This is a genomic window from Kitasatospora sp. SUK 42, from assembly GCF_015776785.2.
In the GTDB taxonomy this organism is placed as follows: Bacteria; Actinomycetota; Actinomycetes; order Streptomycetales; family Streptomycetaceae; genus Kitasatospora.
Genome location: NZ_LFMD02000002.1, coordinates 1,258,752 through 1,274,168 on the forward strand (window position 1 = coordinate 1,258,752; position 15,417 = coordinate 1,274,168).

The following is a 15,417-nucleotide window of genomic DNA, read 5'->3' on the forward strand; positions in this document are numbered from 1 at the left end:
GACACGTAACCCCGTTCCGCTCCTCGCTAGGAGTACGTTCCGTGAGCGCCGTCTACACCATCCTGCTGCTGATCCTGATCACCGTGTCGACCGCCGTGCTGCTCGGCCTCCGGGGACTCTCACGCCGGCTGGACGCACAGGCCGCGGCCCAGGCCGCGCCCGCGCCGGTGGACGAGGCCGCGATACGCCGGGCCGTCACCGAGGCGCTCGCCGCCGACCGCGAGCGGGAGATCACCGAGGCCCGGGCGTTCTGGGCCGAGCAGGAGGCCCGCGCGGCCGAGGACGCGCCGCTGTTCGACTCCCCCTTCACCGGGGTCTTCACCGGCACCGACGAGTGGCCGCTCTTCTTCCCCCGCCCCACCGGCCCGCAGGAGGCCGCCGACAACGCCGGGACGATGGACCCGGAGTTCGGCGAGGCGCTGCGCTCCGCGCTGGAGGACCTGATCAACGAGGGCGGCACCGGCCCGGCCGAGTCCGGCGGCGAGGGCGGCGCCCCGCTGCGCCCCGGCCAGCCGGTCGGCGAGACCGCCAAGGAGGCCCGGGCCCGGCGCGAGGCCGACCTGCTGGCCACCGGCCTGGAGGCCGGACTGCTGGACGCCGAACCGGCCGTGGAGGACGCCCCGGTGGCCACGCCCGACCCCCGCCGCCACCCCTCGCACCCCGACTTCGTACCGAGCCAGACGCCGTCCCGCGAGTGGACCGACACCCGGCTGGCCGCCCTCGCCGAGGAGGCCGTCGCCCTGATCGACGTCCGCCCGGGCCCGCTGGGCACCCTGGACGTGTACGCCTTCGCCGACGGCACCACCCTGTGCGTGGCCCCGGGCGACCGGGAGGCCGCGTACCGGCTGATCGACGCCGTCCGCGCCGGTGAGCACGTCCGACTGCTCGGCGGCTCGCGCTTCTCCGGTTCGTACTCGCTGACCTTCTCCACCGACGAGGAGGCCGTGTACGTGCTCGCGGACCGGGTGGTCGCCAGCATCTGACGGCGGATCACCGCCACGGCAGCGCGAAGGCCGCCCGGGTCAGGGGGTTACCGACCCGGGCGGCCTTCGCGCTGCCGTGCTCAGGCGCAGAGCGCCGCCGTCTCACGCACCGCCACGAGGGCCCCGGACAGCACCTCGGCGGCGGCCTCGGGCCCGTCCGGCAGGGCAACCCCGGCGCCCTCGGGCAGGGCCGCCAGCGCGGCCGCCAGGTCGTGCCCGGCGACGGCCAGTTGGTCCCCCGCCGCGAAGGCCCCGGCGTCCGGGAAGTCCCGCTGCGGCCCGCCCTCCGCCGCCAGCGCCAGCGCGGCCAGCCGGCGGGCCAGGGCCAGCACGGCCGCCGCCCGCGAGGGGTGCCCGGGCACGGAGCCCAACAGCTTGCTCTGCGGCAGCGAGCGGAAACGATCCGCCAGGGAGTCCACGGCTTCGACCAGGGGCTGTACGTCATGCATGCAGAGGAGCCTAAACGCCGCCGGCCCCGGAGCGGTTCGCTCCGGGGCCGGCGGCAGTGTGGGCACTACGAGCCGCGTCAGTCGTCGCCGCGCAGGATCGCGATCAGCCGCAGCATCTCCATGTAGATCCAGACCAGCGACAGGGTGAGCCCGAAGGCGGCCCGCCAGGACTCGCGCTGCGGGGCGCCCTGGGCGATGGCCTCCTCGATCGACGCGAAGTCCAGCGACAGGAAGAAGGCGCCCAGGCCGATGCCGACCAGGCCGACCACGATGCCCAGCGGGCCGGAGCGCAGGCCCATGTCGGCGCCGAAGGCCATCGCGATCACGTTGACCAGCATCAGCAGCACGAAGCCCATGGCGATCGCGATGCCGATCCGCTGGTAGCGCGCGGTGACCCTGATCCGGCCGCTCTTGTAGGCGAACAGCATCGCCGCGAAGACCGCCGCCGTGCCCAGCACCGCCTGGATCACGATGCCGTTCAGCATGGTGTTGAAGGCGTGCGAGATGGCGCCCATCGCGAAGCCCTGGAGGGCCGCGTACGTCAGGATCAGCGGCGGGCTGACGCTGCGCTTGAACGAGATCACCAGGCCGACGACCATGGCCACCAGGCTGGAGGCGATCGCGAAGCCGAAGTTCTCGAACGGCAGCACGAACCAGGCCACCGCACCGGCGACGACCAGGGTGAGCAGCGTCATGGCGGTGCGGGCGACCACGTCGTCGAGCGTCATCCGCCCGGTGGCCGCGGGGCCGGCCGACGGCCCGTTGTACATCTGGTAGAGCTGCTCGTCCGTCAGCGGGCCCTGCCCCTGCGGCTGGGCGTACTGCGTCCCCGCGTAGGGGTTGCCGTACTGACCCCCGGCCTGCGCGGTGGTACCGAACCCCGCGTAGCCGGGCTCGCGGGTGAAGGACCCCTCCCGCGAGAAGACCGGGTTGCTGCTTCTCATTGCTCATTCCCTTCGTGGCGGCACTGCACCGCCCGCACCCAAGGGTAATGGCTTGGCAAAAATTTCGGGATACGCCGCGAGGAGGATACGGTGAACGGCTCCCGGCGGGGACGCCGGTGGCGCCCCCGCGGGTGAGCGGTGCCCGGAGCCGGACTCGAACCGGCACGGCCTCGCGGCCAAGCAGTTTTAAGCTGCCCGTGTCTGCGTTCCACCATCCGGGCGTCCTGCGAAACCACCCTGAGCCTAGTCGCCCGGCTCACCCTTTCGCATGTTCCCAGCCCGGGAAGTTGTCATGTTTCCTTGCCATCTGACGAACTGTTCGGGATTCGGCCACGAAGGATAGCGATTCCGGCCATTACGAGCCCTCAGGGTTCACGTCATACCGCAGGAGGAGGGTCCCGCACCTCCCGTACGCCCAGCGGTGGTCGGCCCAACCGTTCGCCGGAGCGACGCAGGACCATGATCACGAGACGGAGCATGGAGGTACGAATCCGCGAGCCTCCGAGGAGCACCCCCGTGACCACGTCGACCGCAGCCGCCGTCCGTACCGGCCGGGCGGCCGCCCGCGCCACCGGCCTGAACAAGGTCTACGGGGAGGGCGAAACCCGCGTCGTCGCCCTCGACAACGTCAGCGTCACCTTCCCCCAAGGCGAGTTCACCGCCATCATGGGCCCCTCCGGCTCCGGCAAGTCCACCCTCATGCACTGCATGGCCGGCCTCGACACCATCTCCTCCGGCTCCACCACCATCGGCGACACCGAACTCGTCGGCCTCAGGGACAAGCAGCTCACCCAGCTGCGCCGCGACCACATCGGCTTCATCTTCCAGGCCTTCAACCTGCTCCCCACGCTCACCGCGCTGGAGAACATCACCCTCCCCATGGACATCGCCGGCCGCAAGGCCGACAAGGCCTGGCTCGACCGCGTCGTCGACACCGTCGGCCTCTCCGGCCGCCTCAGCCACCGCCCCTCCCAGCTCTCCGGCGGCCAGCAGCAGCGCGTCGCCTGCGCCCGCGCCCTCGCCGGAAAGCCCGACATCATCTTCGCCGACGAACCCACCGGCAACCTCGACTCCCGCTCCGGCGCCGAGATCCTCTCCTTCCTGCGCAACTCCGTACGCGAACTCGGCCAGACCGTCGTCATGGTCACCCACGACCCCGTCGCCGCCTCCTACGCCGACCGCGTCGTCTTCCTCGCCGACGGACGCATCGTCGACGAACTCCACACCCCCACCGCCGACACCGTCCTGGACCGCATGCGCCGCTTCGACGCCAAGGGCCGCACCAGCTGAGGCGACACCCCGTCAGGGCCCGACAGCCCGGCCGCCCGCTCCACCGACCCCTTCCAGGACACCTCATGTATCGCACCGCTTTGCGCAACGTGCTGGCCCACAAGGGCCGACTGCTGATGACGGCGCTGGCCGTCATGCTCGGCACCGCCTTCGTGGCCGGGACCATGGTCTACTCCGACACCTTCGGCAAGGCCCTCCGGGACAGCAACTCCAAGAGCTACTCGGACATCGCCGTCCAGGTCGTGGACCGCGCGGCCGGCTCCGGCGCCTCCGCCAGGCAGAAGAGCGAGGCCGGCTCCGCCACGCTCACCGACGCCACCGTCCAGCAGCTGGCCGCCCTGCCCGGCGCCGCGGGCGCCCGGGGCGTGGTCAGCGGCTTCACCGGGGTCGCCGACCGCAAGGGCGACCTGATAGGCCAGTTCTGGGCCGCCAAGGGCGCCAACTTCGCCCCGGGCCAGGACGGCAAGGACCCGCGCTACCCGATGGTCGAGGGCCAGGGCCCGAAGAACGCCAAGGAGATCGCCCTCGACCGCAGGACCGCCGACAAGGCGGGCTACAAGGTCGGCGACACCGTCCGGGTCGCCGCCAACGGCCCCGTCGTCGAGGCGAAGCTCACCGGCGTCTTCACCACCGACGACCCGGTGGTGAACACCGGCGGCACCCTCACCCTGTTCGACAAGGCCACCGCCCAGCAGACGCTGCTGGAGCCGGGCCGCTACAGCAGCGTCGTGCTCACCGCCAAGCCCGGCACCTCCGAGGACGCGCTGCTCGCCCAGGCCCAGCCCAAGGTGCCGTCCGGAAACCAGTTCGACGTCGAGACCGGCGCCAAGCTCCAGGCCGACGAGCAGGCCGACATCAGCCAGAGCACCGGCAGCATGCGCACCATGCTCCTGGTCTTCGCCTTCATCGCGCTGTTCGTCGGCGTCTTCATCATCGCCAACACCTTCACCATGCTGGTCGCCCAGCGCACCAAGGAGCTCGCGCTGATGCGGGCGATCGGCGCCAGCCGCAAGCAGGTCACCCGGTCCGTCCTGGTCGAGGCCCTGCTGATCGGCGCCGTCTCCGCCGTGGCCGGTCTGCTGGCCGGCGTCGGGATCGGTGCCGGGATGCAGTCGCTGGTCGGCGCGCTGAACGAGAACATGCCGAGCAGCGCGCTGGTGGTCAAGCCGCTCACCGTCCTGGTGACCGTCGCGGTCGGCGTCCTGGTGACCGTCCTGTCGGCCCTGCTGCCCGCCCTGCGCGCCGCCCGGATCGCCCCGGTGGCCGCGATGAGCAGCGGCGACCAGCCGGCCAGCCAGAAGAGCCTGGTGGTCCGCAACACGATCGGCTCGGTGTTCACCGCCGGCGGCCTCGCCCTGATCGGCTACGGCGCCTCCACCGGCAACGACAGCGGTCGGCTGCCGGTCGGCGCGGGCGCCTTCCTGGCCCTGATCGGCGTGTTCGTGCTGCTGCCGCTGCTCTCCCGTCCGGTGGTCGCGCTGATCGGCCCGCTGCTGCGCGGCCTCGGCGGCACCCCGGGCAAGCTCGCCCAGCAGAACGCGGTGCGCAACCCGCGCCGCACCGCGGCCACCGCCGCCGCGCTCACCATCGGGCTGACCCTGGTCAGCGGCCTCACCGTGATCGGCGCCTCGGTCAACGACACCATCGACCGGGCCGTCACCAGCTCGATGAAGGCCGACTACATCGTCTCGGCCGCCAACCACATGAGCCTGTCCGAGCAGGTGCCCGCGCAGATCGCCAAGGCCCCCGGGGTGGCGGCCTCCTCGCCGCTCATCGCCGCCTACTGGGATCTCAACGGCACGACCAAGTCGATCACCGGCCTGAACCCGGACACCTTCGACCAGCTCGCCGAGGTGAAGCTGACCAGCGGCTCCGGCGCCGCGCTCGGCAAGGGCCAGCTGCTGGTGGACCAGGACGTCGCCAAGAAGTTCGGCGTCACCACCGGCTCGACGATGACCGTGAAGTACCCGGACGAGTCCACCGGACAGCTCACCGTCGGCGGCGTGTACGAGACGGGCGGCATGCTCGGCCCGGTCCTGGTGGCCGGCGGCGAGGTGGCCAAGCACGAGCCGAAGCCGTACATCGCCGACGTCCTGGTCAAGGGCAAGGACGGCGCCACCGCCGCGCTCAAGCAGTCCCTCAAGGACGCGACCGGCGCCAACCCGGTGATCGAGGTCAAGTCCAAGCAGGAGGTCCGGGACGGCTTCAGCCAGGTCATCACCTTCGCGCTGAACGTGATGTACGGCCTGCTGGGGATGGCGGTCCTGATCGCGATCCTGGGCGTGGTCAACACGCTGGCGATGTCGGTCTTCGAGCGCAAGCGCGAGATCGGGATGCTGCGGGCGATCGGCCTGGACCGCCGGGGCATCAAGCGGATGGTCCGACTGGAGTCGGTGGTGATCTCGCTGTTCGGCGCCGGGATCGGCCTGCTGCTCGGCTGCTTCATCGCCTGGGCGGTCAACGGCACCCTGAAGTCCAGCCTCGCCGGGCTGACCACCGTCCTCCCGTACGGTCAGCTGGCGGTGTTCCTGGCCCTGGCCGGGGTGGTCGGCCTGGTGGCCGCGATCTGGCCGGCCCGACGGGCGGCCAGGCTGGACATCCTGTCGAGCATCAAGACCGACTGACCCGCCGCCGGTCCGGCCGACCGCCCGGGTGGCGGTCGGCCGGCCCCCAGCACGAGAAAGGTCCCCTGCCGGAGGGTTTCGGCAGGGGACCTTCTACTTCGTACTCCGCCCGGTCGCACGGCCGGCTGAGCACCACGGAGGTCGTGGTCCGGCGACACTGCCGGGCGGAGGGCCTCCGACTCATACCCCGGCGCTCCCACACCGGGGTCCAGTCGCTTACTTGCTGGCGAGCTCCTTGTCGGCGGCCGGCTTGGCGGCCTCGACGGGCTTGGTCGGCGGAGTGACCTCCTGGATCGGAAGCTGCGGGTTCTCCATCTGGGAGAGGCCCACCGCCTCGCGCTTCAGGAACATCGCGAGCGTCCAGTCGGTGAAGACGCGGACCTTGCGGTTGAAGGTCGGGACCATCGCGCCGTGGTACAGGCGGTGGAACCACCAGGCCGGACGGCCCTTCAGCTTGTACTTGCCGAAGAGGATCGCCACGCCCTTGTGCAGGCCGAGACCGGCGACCGCACCCAGGTTCTTGTGCTTGTACTCCTTCTGCGGGAAGCCCCGCATGCCGGAGATGACGTTGTCACCGAGGACGACGGCCTGGCGGCAGGCGTGCTGGGCGTTCGGCGGGCACCAGGCGCCCTCGCCGGCGGCGAGGTCCGGCACCTGGGCGTTGTCGCCGGCGGACCAGACGTAGTCGAAGCCCTGGACCTGGAGGGTCGGCGCGGTGTCGACGTGGCCGCGCGGGCCCAGCGGCAGGCCGAAGTTGGCCAGCACCGGGTTCGGCTTCACACCGGCCGTCCACACGATGGTGGAGGCGTCCATCTCCATGCCGTTCTTCAGCATGACGTGGCCGTCGACGCAGGAGTCCATCGAGGTCTCGATGTAGACCTCGATCTTCCGCTCCTCAAGCTTCTCCTTGGTCCACAGACCGAGGTCCGGGCCCATCTCGGGGAGGATGCGGTTGGCGGCCTCGACCACGACGAAGCGCATGTCGTCGCGGCTGACGGTCTTGTACAGCTTGGCCGCGTCGCGGGCCATGTCCTCGATCTCGGCAACGGTCTCGATGCCGGCGAAGCCACCGCCGATGACGACGAAGGTCAGGGCCTTGCGGCGGACCTCCTCGTCGGTGGTGGACTCGGCCTTGTCGAGCTGGGCCATGACGTGGTTGCGGAGGCCGATGGCCTCCTCGACCGTCTTCATGCCGATGCCGTTCTCCGCCAGACCCGGGATCGGGAAGGTGCGGGAGACCGAGCCGGTCGCGACGACCAGGTACTCGAAGGGCAGCTCGTAGCTGTCGCCGGCCGCCGGCTGGATGGTGGCGACCTTGCGGGCGTGGTCGATGCCGGTGACGGACCCGGTCAGCACCTCCGCCTGCTTGAGGGTCTTGCGCAGCGGCGCGACGAGGTTGCGAGGCGCGACGTTGCCGCCGGCCGCCTCGGGGAGGAAGGGCAGGTACGTCATGTACGACCGCGGGTCGACGACCGTGACGGTCGCTTCGCCGTAACGCATCTTCTTGAGGATGCGCATCGCGGCATACAGGCCGACGTAACCACCGCCGACAATGAGGATGCGAGGACGCTCCGTGGTGCTCATATCCGAAAGTATCCAGCACCGTCCGAAGCGGCCTTCGTGAGCCCGGTCACAAGCTCATGGACACCCCGTGCTACACTCCGCGCCCACAAAACCGGGCCCGGCGCGCCGGCCCACCGGCCCCGCCAGTCCCTCGCGAACACGCGCCGGAGCACCACCCGGCTGAGCAGCAACGATCCGTACGGCGCCTGGGTTCCCGCGCGTGATTTCGATTTTCAAACCTCGGACGAGGCCTGACCTGCGATCCAGGGGGCCACACCACCGGCAGGCCTTCGGTCCCACATTTCGGACGTAGCGGGCGAGCAGATGCGACGAATGACTGGATCGCCATGTGAAGAAATTCACGAACTTTTCCGCACCCACCCGGGCGCGCCCCGGCCCCGGCACCCCGAAACGGGCGCCGGAGCCGGTCGAACCGGCCCTGCGGACCGTCAGGAGGCCATGCTCCAGGCGATGCCGTCCAGGATGTCGTGCTCGCTCACGATCACCTCGGCGGCACCGGTCCGCTCCATGATCTCCAACAGCTCCAGCGCCCCGGCCGCGATCACGTCCACCCGGCCCGGGTGCATCGACGGGATGGCCGCGCGCTCGGCGTGGGTGGCGGCCAGCAGGTCGTGGGCGATCCCGGCGACCCGCTCGCGGCTCATCCGGGAGTGGTGGATCCGCTCCGAGTCGTACTCGGGCAGGTCCTGGGCGATCGCGGACACCGTGGTGACCGTCCCCGCGAGGCCCACCAGGGTGGCCGCGCCGGTCAGCGGGACCACCTCCTCGGCCTTGTCCAGCTCGGCCCGCACGTGCGCCCGGGCCGCCGCGATCTGCTCCTCGGAGGGCAGCTCGGCGCCGGCGAAGTGCCGCTCGGTCAGCCGCACGCAGCCGATGTCCACCGAGCGCGCCGCCTGCACGTCCGTTCCGCCGAGCACGAACTCGGTCGAGCCGCCGCCCAGGTCGAACACCAGGTACGGGGCCGGGAACTGGCCGCCGGTGAGCTCCTTGGTGGCGCCGGTGAAGGACAGGTGCGCCTCCTCCTCGCCACTCACCACCTCGGGCTCGACACCCAGGATGTCCCGGACGCCCTTGGCGTACTCGTCGCTGTTCTCCGCGTCCCGGGAGGCGCTGGTGGCGACGAAGCGGGTGCGCTCCGGGCCGACGCCGAAGCCGGTGATGATCTCCTTGTACTCCCGGCAGGCCGCGAAGGTACGGGCCAGCGCGTCCGGGTGCAGCCGGCCGGTCTGGTCCACGCCCTGGCCCAGCCGGTTGATGATCATCCGGCGGTCGAGATCGGTGATCTCCCCGGTCTCCGGGTCGAGGTCGGCGACCAGCAGGCGGATCGAGTTGGTGCCGCAGTCGATGGCGGCCACGCGGGTCATGCTCACTCGGACTCCTGCTCCACTGCGGCCTCCTCGGCGGCGCGCTTCTTCGCGGCCCGCTCGGCGGTCTTCTGCTGCTTGGCCGCGATCACGGCCTCGTGGTCCTGGCCCTTGACGCGGTTGCGGGCGACCCGCGCACCGGCCGCCTCGACCTCCGCCGGGGAGACGCAGGGGCCCTTGGCCCACCAGTCCTCCAGCATGCCGATCGCCTCGTCGCCGAGCGGGTTGACGCCCTCGCCGGCCGCCAGCGAGTGGCCGACCAGCACGTGCAGGCACTTCACCCGGTCCGGCATGCCGCCGGCGCTCGGGAAGCCCTCCAGCACCTCGATCGCGTCGCGCCGGGCGATGTAGTCCTCGTGCGCCTTCTGGTACGCGGCCGCCAGCTCCGGGTCCTCCGCGAGCCGGGCGGTCTGCTCCTTCATCACGCCGTCCGCCTCCAGGGTGCCGATCAACGAGGCGGCCTTGGGGCAGGTCAGGTAGTACAGCGTCGGGAACGGCGTGCCGTCCGGCAGCCGGGGGGCCGTCTCCACGACGTCCGGGTTCCCGCAGGGGCAGCGGTGCGCCACGCCGCGCAGGCCGCGCGGCACCCGGCCGAGCTGGGCGGCGATGGCCGCGACGTCGGCGTCGGAGACGGCGGGGTGGTTCTCAGTGGTCATGGGGGGTGGGGTCTCCAGCGGGGGACGGTGGAAGCGGACGGGGGGTGGCGGGGGCCAGGGCGACGGTGTCGGCGGCGTCCACCGAGTCCCACACGCTGGCGTACCAGGGCTTGGCGGCCTTCGCCGAACCGCCGGAGGAGGCGGACGCGGTGGAGGGCTCGGTGGAGGGCGCGGCGGACTGGGCCGTGGCCGGACCGGCCTGATCCAGCGCGATGTACGGGGTCTCCCCCGGCACCGCGTAGTGCAGCCGGGCGCGGGCCTGCGCCTTGACGTACTCCGGGTCCTGCCAGCGCGCCTTGTCCCGGCGCAACCGCTCGACCTGCTGGCGCGCGTGGTCGGCCTTCGCCCGCTGGGCGGAGATCTCGGCGCGCTGGGAGATGAACTGCCGCGTCGGGTAGGCGAGGATCGCCACCAGGGAGCAGAGCACCAGGACGAGGACGGTCGCCCGGCTCGTGAACCGGGGCCGGGCCGCCAAGCCCGGGATCCTCAAGCCTGCCATCTCCCGCATCCCCTCCTTGGTCGCGACGGTGCCCCGCCGTCCACCCTACGGGGTGAACGGCGGGGCACCGGTCAGGCTTGCGCTACCGGGGACCTTCGGCCCCACGGTTTTCGGCCCTCGTACGAGTCCGAAGCGCTGCTGTGCCTCATTGCTCCGCAGCGCGGCCGTGCCTGTTACTCCGCGGAACGACTGCGCTTGTTACTCCGCGGAGCGACTGCGCTTGTTACTCCGCGGAGCGGAAGCGGGGGAAGGCACCGCGGCCGGCGTACTCGGCGGCGTCGTCGAGGATCTCCTCGATGCGCAGCAGCTGGTTGTACTTGGCGACGCGCTCGGAGCGGGCCGGGGCACCGGTCTTGATCTGGCCGCAGTTGGTGGCGACGGCCAGGTCGGCGATGGTGACGTCCTCGGTCTCGCCGGAGCGGTGCGACATCATGCAGCGGTAGCCGTTGCGCTGGGCCAGCTCGACGGCGTCCAGGGTCTCGGTCAGCGAGCCGATCTGGTTCACCTTGACCAGCAGGGCGTTGGCGGTGCCGGTCTCGATGCCCCGGGCCAGGCGCTGCGGGTTGGTGACGAACAGGTCGTCGCCGACCAGCTGGACCTTGTCGCCCAGCTTGACGGTCATGGCCTTCCAGCCGTCCCAGTCCGACTCGTCCAGCGGGTCCTCGATGGAGACCAGCGGGTAGGCGTCGACCAGCTCGGCGTAGTACTCGATGAGCTCGGCGGCGGAGAGGGGCTTGCCCTCGAACTGGTACGCGCCGTCCTCGTAGAACTCGGAGGAGGCGACGTCCAGGGCCAGCGCGACGTCGCGGCCGGGAACGTAGCCGGCCTTCTCGATGGCCTCGACGATCAGGTCCAGGGCCTCGCGGTTGCTGTCCAGGTTCGGGGCGAAGCCGCCCTCGTCGCCGAGGCCGGTGGACAGGCCCCGCTCCTTCAGCACGCCCTTGAGGGTGTGGTAGACCTCGACGCCCCAGCGGACGGCCTCGGAGAAGGACTCCGCGCCGATCGGGGCGATCATGAACTCCTGGATGTCGACGTTGGAGTCCGCGTGCGAGCCACCGTTGAGGATGTTCATCATCGGGACCGGCAGGACGTGCGCGTTCGGGCCGCCCAGGTAGCGGAACAGCGGCAGGTCGCTGGCCTCGGAGGCGGCGTGGGCGACGGCCAGCGAGACGCCGAGGATGGCGTTGGCGCCGAGCGAGGACTTGTCCGGGGTGGCGTCCAGGTCCAGCATGGCCTGGTCGATCAGGCGCTGCTCGGTGGCGTCGTAGCCGACCAGCTCCGGGCCGATCTGCTCGATGACGGCCAGGACGGCCTTCTCGACGCCCTTGCCGAAGTAGCGGTTCTTGTCACCGTCGCGCAGCTCCAGCGCCTCGAAGGCGCCGGTCGAGGCACCCGACGGGACGGCGGCGCGACCGGTGCTTCCGTCGTCGAGGCCGACCTCGACCTCGACCGTGGGGTTGCCGCGCGAGTCGAGGATCTCACGGGCTACGACGACATCGATGGACGGCACGAGGCATCTCCTTGCGGAAGCAGGGGTCCGGCTGACGGTCGTACTGCCAGCGGGACGATTGCGGAGTCGTTACGACCAGAGCCTAACCGCCCGGGCTTCCGGGACCACGTTGGCCTCGGCTCCGTCTCAGCGTGTGGCCTCACTACCCACCGGTAGTTCACCTGCTTGCCCCGGCCCGGCCCACCAGGGCCGACGAATGCGGACGAAGGGGGCCGCTAGGAGCGACCCCCCCTTCGATCCGTCAGGGAACGGCTCAGCCGAGCTGCAGGACCTGGCCGGGCATGATCATGTTCGGGTTGCCGCCGACCGTGCCGCGGTTGCCGTCGTACAGCGCCTGCCAGCCGCCGGACACGCCCTGGGCGGTGGCGATGGTCGACAGGGTGTCACCGGCGCGAACGGTGTAGCCGTGGCCCGACTTCGGCGCGGCGGCCGGGGCCGACGGGGCGGCCTGCGGCTGGGCGGCGGCCTGCGGGGCGTACTGCTGGTAGACGCTCTGGTGGCTGGTCCAGTACCAGGCGCCGTTGTTCTGGTACCAGTACACCTTCGCGTCGGCGTCCCAGCCGGCCTTGCCGGGGAAGCCCTGGGCCTGCTGCGGGGCGGCCTGCTGGGCCGGCTGCTGGGCGGCGGGCTTCGCGGCCGGCTTGGGGGCCTGCTGCTTCGGCGCCTGCTGCTGCTTGGGGGCCTGCTGCTTGGGGGCGGTCTGCTGCTGCGGCTTGGCGTCCGAGGAGGTGTCGACCGCCGCCGGGGCGCCGCCCTTGCTCAGCCCGGCCTTCTGGGAGCAGACCGGCCAGGCGCCCGGGCCCTGCGAGGCGAGCACCTTCTCGGCGACCGAGATCTGCTGCGCCTTGCTGGCCTGGTTGGCCTGCGCGGCGTACGCGGTGCCGCCGTACGCCTTCCAGGTGCTGGAGGTGAACTGGAGGCCGCCGTAGAAGCCGTTGCCGGTGTTGATGCTCCAGTTGCCACCGCTCTCGCACTGGGCGACGGAGTCCCAGGTGGAGGCCGGGGCCGCGGAGGCGCCGGTGGCGGTGAGGAGCGGCATCGCGAGTCCGACGCCGGCCACACCGGCGACGGCGATGGCCTTCTCGGCCTGGGTACGACGACGGTGACGGCCAGTTCCAACGAACAGCATGAAGAGGTCCCTCTCCGCACGCCTGCGAGGTGAGCTGTCGGGTTCGGACCGGGAGGTGGCCCGGCCGCCGTACGCGGAAACGATTCCGCTCGGGCGGCTTCACCCCAAGCCGTGGGGAAACGGCAACAAACCTGGGTCCCCCGCCCCTGCCCAGGGTTCTGGTCGGTTTCCCGTGGCGCGGCGGGCAGGATTCGGCGTTCCGCGCACGAGGTCCGCAGCTGCGAACTCCAGGGAGACTAGACAGATCTTCAGACCAATCACAAGCTCATATCGCCCACATCACACAGAAATTACGGCACGTGTTCGATCGCCTACCAACGGCGGCGGTTTGTCCGGTTTGATGGGTGTTCACACCGGTGGTGGGGTCGCGTCGGCGACGTCCCGTCAGCGTGTCGCACCCTCCGGAGCGACGTGCGGGGACCGGCTCTCCGGGGTGAATTCGACCGGCAGTTCCCGCAGTCCACGCATGATCAGACCGCCGCGCCAGCGCAGGTTCTCCGGACTTTCCGCGAGTCGCAGATCGGGCAGCCGGGAAAGCAGGGTGGCCAGCGCGCTGCGTCCTTCCAGCCGGGCCAGCGGAGCGCCGATGCAGTAGTGGATGCCGTGCCCGAACCCCAGGTGGGGATTGTCGGATCGGGCCAGGTCAAGGGTGTTCTCCTCGCTGAACCGGGCCGGGTCGCGGTCCGCCGCCGCCAGCACCACCAGCACCGGATCGCCGACCGGGATCTCCACCCCGCCGATGGTCAGCGACCGGGTCGCGAACCGCCAGGTCGCCATCTCCACCGGCCCGTCGTAGCGCAGGAGTTCCTCGATCCCGGTCTCCAGCAGCGCGGTCTCGCCGCGCACCACCGACTCCTGGAGCAGCCGGCGCTGCTCCGGATTGCGCAGCAGCGCGTAGGTGCCGTTGCCGATCAGGTTGACCGTCGTCTCGAAACCGGCGAAGAGAAGGATGAAGGCCATCGCGGCGGCCTCGTTCTCCGTGAGGTGCTCCCCGTGGTCGCTCGCCCGGATCAGACCGGAGATCAGGTCGTCGCCGAGGTCCGCCCGCTTGCGGTGGATCAGCTCCAGCAGGTACGACCGCATCCGCTTCACCGCCCGCCCCACGCCCCCGCGTTGGCCGCCGCCGTGTCGGATCATCATCCCGGCCCAGTCGCGGAAGTCGTCCTGGTCCTCGGCCGGCACGCCCAGCAGGTCGCAGATCGCGTAGATGGGGAGCGGGAAGGCGAACTCGTGGATCAGGTCCGCCGAACCGCGCTGCGCGAAGCCGTCGATCAGCCGGTCGGTCAACTGCTGCACCCGCGGCTCGAACTCGGCCACCCGGCGCGGGGTGAACGCCTTCGACACCAGGCGGCGCAGCCGGGTGTGGTCCGGCGGGTCGATGTTCAGCAGGTGCGTCATCAGGTCCGCCTGCCGCTCCCCCGGGATGCCCACCCGGCCGGTGCGGTGCGCCTGTTCGCTGTGGTGCGCCGGGTTCTTCGACAGCCGGCCGTCCGCGAGCGCCTGCCGGGCGTCCGCGTACCTGGTCACCAGCCAGGCCTCCACCCCGCTCGGCAGCGTGGTGCGGTGCACCGGGGCGTGCTCGCGCAGCCAGGCGTAGGCGGGGTACGGATCGGCCGCGAACTCCCAGGTGAAGAGCTGTGGGTCGGACTGCGGACCGGACTGCGGGTCGGGCTGGACGGCATCGGGCTGAGCTGGCATGGGTCGACCGTATCCGGTGGGTCGGCGCGGCCCGTCCATCAACGGTCGGCGAACGGTTCGTGAGCGGGTCCACAACACTCCGTGGACGGACCGTGGACGGTCCGTGGACAGCTTTTGGAGCGCTCTTGGCCGGGTGACGGGCGTGAGCCTGGTCACCTGCGGGGTAATCCCTGTTGCGGAGGGTCAGGACGTGCCTACGATCCTCCGCAGTACGCGTGGGCGCCGGTGCGGTGCCGCCCACAGGGAGGAGCAGACCATGCGGGTCAGCGGAGCAGTCGTCGTCATCGCGGTACTCGACGGCGGTTCGGGAGCCGAGCTCGCCCGCCGGTTCACCGCGGCCGGCGCCGCCGGGATGCTGATCGCCGACCAGAACGTCGGTGTCGCCGAGGACCTCGCCGCCGAACTCGACCGGCCCGGCTGCCCCGTCGTCGGCGTCGCCGGCGACATCCGCCGGCCCAGCGACGTCGCCGCCCTGGTCGACACCGCCGAGAAGCACCTCGGGCCGATCGACCTCTTCTGCGTCGCCGGCCCGAAGGGCGAGCGGGTCGTCTCCCTCGCCGACCTGCCCGACCACCTCGACCTGGAGCGGCTCGCCGAACTCGTCGCCCTCATCGGCGAGGCCATCGGCGAGCTCGTCCCGCCGCAGCGGCGCCCGGTCGGGCGCGCCGCCACGGCGGCCTGACCACC

Annotated in this window: 12 protein-coding genes, 1 tRNA gene, 1 pseudogene and 1 riboswitch; of the genes and pseudogenes, 4 read left to right on the forward strand and 10 right to left on the reverse strand. The window is 71.3% G+C overall.

Annotated features, from left to right (window positions below):
• Positions 1 to 41: 41 nt before the first annotated feature.
• The gene (locus RZ50_RS05320) at positions 42 to 983 is read left to right on the forward strand and encodes a hypothetical protein (protein WP_308271434.1); all 942 of its coding nucleotides are present in this window, start codon (positions 42 to 44) and stop codon (positions 981 to 983) included.
• A gap of 80 nt (positions 984 to 1,063) precedes the next feature.
• Here RZ50_RS05320 and RZ50_RS05325 read toward each other — a convergent pair whose 3' ends face one another.
• The 3 genes from RZ50_RS05325 to RZ50_RS05335 all read right to left on the reverse strand — a co-directional run bounded on the left by RZ50_RS05325 (position 1,064) and on the right by RZ50_RS05335 (position 2,597).
• Complete coding sequence (locus tag RZ50_RS05325) at positions 1,064 to 1,432, reverse strand: hypothetical protein (protein ID WP_196950214.1); 369 nt, start codon at positions 1,430 to 1,432, stop codon at positions 1,064 to 1,066.
• Between the two features lie 77 nt (positions 1,433 to 1,509).
• A complete protein-coding gene (locus RZ50_RS05330) occupies positions 1,510 to 2,376 on the reverse strand; it encodes a Bax inhibitor-1/YccA family protein (protein WP_196950215.1) in 867 nt (288 codons plus the stop codon).
• Between the two features lie 139 nt (positions 2,377 to 2,515).
• A tRNA-Leu gene (locus RZ50_RS05335) sits at positions 2,516 to 2,597 on the reverse strand.
• A 295-nt stretch (positions 2,598 to 2,892) separates the two neighbouring features.
• Between RZ50_RS05335 and RZ50_RS05340 the strand changes: the two genes are divergently transcribed.
• The gene (locus RZ50_RS05340) at positions 2,893 to 3,666 is read left to right on the forward strand and encodes an ABC transporter ATP-binding protein (protein ID WP_217680275.1); all 774 of its coding nucleotides are present in this window, start codon (positions 2,893 to 2,895) and stop codon (positions 3,664 to 3,666) included.
• Between the two features lie 65 nt (positions 3,667 to 3,731).
• The gene (locus RZ50_RS05345; RefSeq protein WP_196948521.1) at positions 3,732 to 6,290 is read left to right on the forward strand and encodes an ABC transporter permease; all 2,559 of its coding nucleotides are present in this window, start codon (positions 3,732 to 3,734) and stop codon (positions 6,288 to 6,290) included.
• Positions 6,291 to 6,506: 216 nt separating this feature from the next.
• On the opposite strand, the gene RZ50_RS05350 is transcribed toward RZ50_RS05345, so the two are convergent.
• From RZ50_RS05350 to RZ50_RS05380, 7 genes and pseudogenes are all read right to left on the reverse strand, one after another.
• On the reverse strand, positions 6,507 to 7,874 hold the full coding sequence (locus RZ50_RS05350) for an NAD(P)/FAD-dependent oxidoreductase (protein WP_196948520.1): 1,368 nt from the start codon (positions 7,872 to 7,874) through the stop codon (positions 6,507 to 6,509).
• A 428-nt stretch (positions 7,875 to 8,302) separates the two neighbouring features.
• Complete coding sequence (locus RZ50_RS05355; protein WP_196948522.1) at positions 8,303 to 9,238, reverse strand: Ppx/GppA phosphatase family protein; 936 nt, start codon at positions 9,236 to 9,238, stop codon at positions 8,303 to 8,305.
• 152 nt (positions 9,239 to 9,390) lie between these two features.
• A pseudogene (locus RZ50_RS05360) lies at positions 9,391 to 9,912 on the reverse strand (DUF501 domain-containing protein); the annotation flags it as partial.
• Complete coding sequence (locus tag RZ50_RS29815) at positions 9,884 to 10,393, reverse strand: septum formation initiator family protein (protein WP_305853012.1); 510 nt, start codon at positions 10,391 to 10,393, stop codon at positions 9,884 to 9,886. The pseudogene RZ50_RS05360 and the gene RZ50_RS29815, both read right to left, overlap by 29 nt.
• Before the next feature lie 223 nt (positions 10,394 to 10,616).
• Positions 10,617 to 11,903: a phosphopyruvate hydratase gene (eno, locus tag RZ50_RS05370; protein WP_196948518.1), complete on the reverse strand. Its 1,287-nt coding sequence runs from the start codon at positions 11,901 to 11,903 to the stop codon at positions 10,617 to 10,619.
• Between the two features lie 253 nt (positions 11,904 to 12,156).
• The gene (locus tag RZ50_RS29820; protein ID WP_196948517.1) at positions 12,157 to 13,032 is read right to left on the reverse strand and encodes a transglycosylase family protein; all 876 of its coding nucleotides are present in this window, start codon (positions 13,030 to 13,032) and stop codon (positions 12,157 to 12,159) included.
• Between the two features lie 5 nt (positions 13,033 to 13,037).
• A riboswitch (cyclic di-AMP (ydaO/yuaA leader) is annotated at positions 13,038 to 13,206 on the reverse strand.
• A gap of 210 nt (positions 13,207 to 13,416) precedes the next feature.
• Positions 13,417 to 14,730, reverse strand: coding sequence for a cytochrome P450 (locus tag RZ50_RS05380; protein WP_196948516.1), 1,314 nt, complete (start codon positions 14,728 to 14,730; stop codon positions 13,417 to 13,419).
• 256 nt (positions 14,731 to 14,986) lie between these two features.
• Here RZ50_RS05380 and RZ50_RS05385 point away from each other — a divergent pair, with 256 nt between their 5' ends.
• Entirely contained in the window at positions 14,987 to 15,412 is a 426-nt protein-coding gene (locus tag RZ50_RS05385; RefSeq protein ID WP_196948515.1) for an SDR family NAD(P)-dependent oxidoreductase, read from the forward strand.
• Positions 15,413 to 15,417 lie beyond the last annotated feature (5 nt).

Excerpts from the sequence above, each read along its gene's own strand:
- RZ50_RS05325 (WP_196950214.1), bottom strand. The coding sequence starts at position 1,432 with ATGCATGACGTACAGCCCCTGGTCGAAGCCGTGGACTCCCTGGCGGAT.
- RZ50_RS05330 (WP_196950215.1), bottom strand. The coding sequence starts at position 2,376 with ATGAGAAGCAGCAACCCGGTCTTCTCGCGGGAGGGGTCCTTCACCCGC.
- RZ50_RS29820 (WP_196948517.1), bottom strand. The coding sequence starts at position 13,032 with ATGCTGTTCGTTGGAACTGGCCGTCACCGTCGTCGTACCCAGGCCGAG.
- RZ50_RS05350 (WP_196948520.1), bottom strand. The coding sequence starts at position 7,874 with ATGAGCACCACGGAGCGTCCTCGCATCCTCATTGTCGGCGGTGGTTAC.
- RZ50_RS05380 (WP_196948516.1), bottom strand. The coding sequence starts at position 14,730 with ATGCCAGCTCAGCCCGATGCCGTCCAGCCCGACCCGCAGTCCGGTCCG.
- RZ50_RS05345 (WP_196948521.1), top strand. The coding sequence starts at position 3,732 with ATGTATCGCACCGCTTTGCGCAACGTGCTGGCCCACAAGGGCCGACTG.
- RZ50_RS29815 (WP_305853012.1), bottom strand. The coding sequence starts at position 10,393 with ATGGCAGGCTTGAGGATCCCGGGCTTGGCGGCCCGGCCCCGGTTCACG.
- RZ50_RS05355 (WP_196948522.1), bottom strand. The coding sequence starts at position 9,238 with ATGACCCGCGTGGCCGCCATCGACTGCGGCACCAACTCGATCCGCCTG.
- RZ50_RS05385 (WP_196948515.1), top strand. The coding sequence starts at position 14,987 with ATGCGGGTCAGCGGAGCAGTCGTCGTCATCGCGGTACTCGACGGCGGT.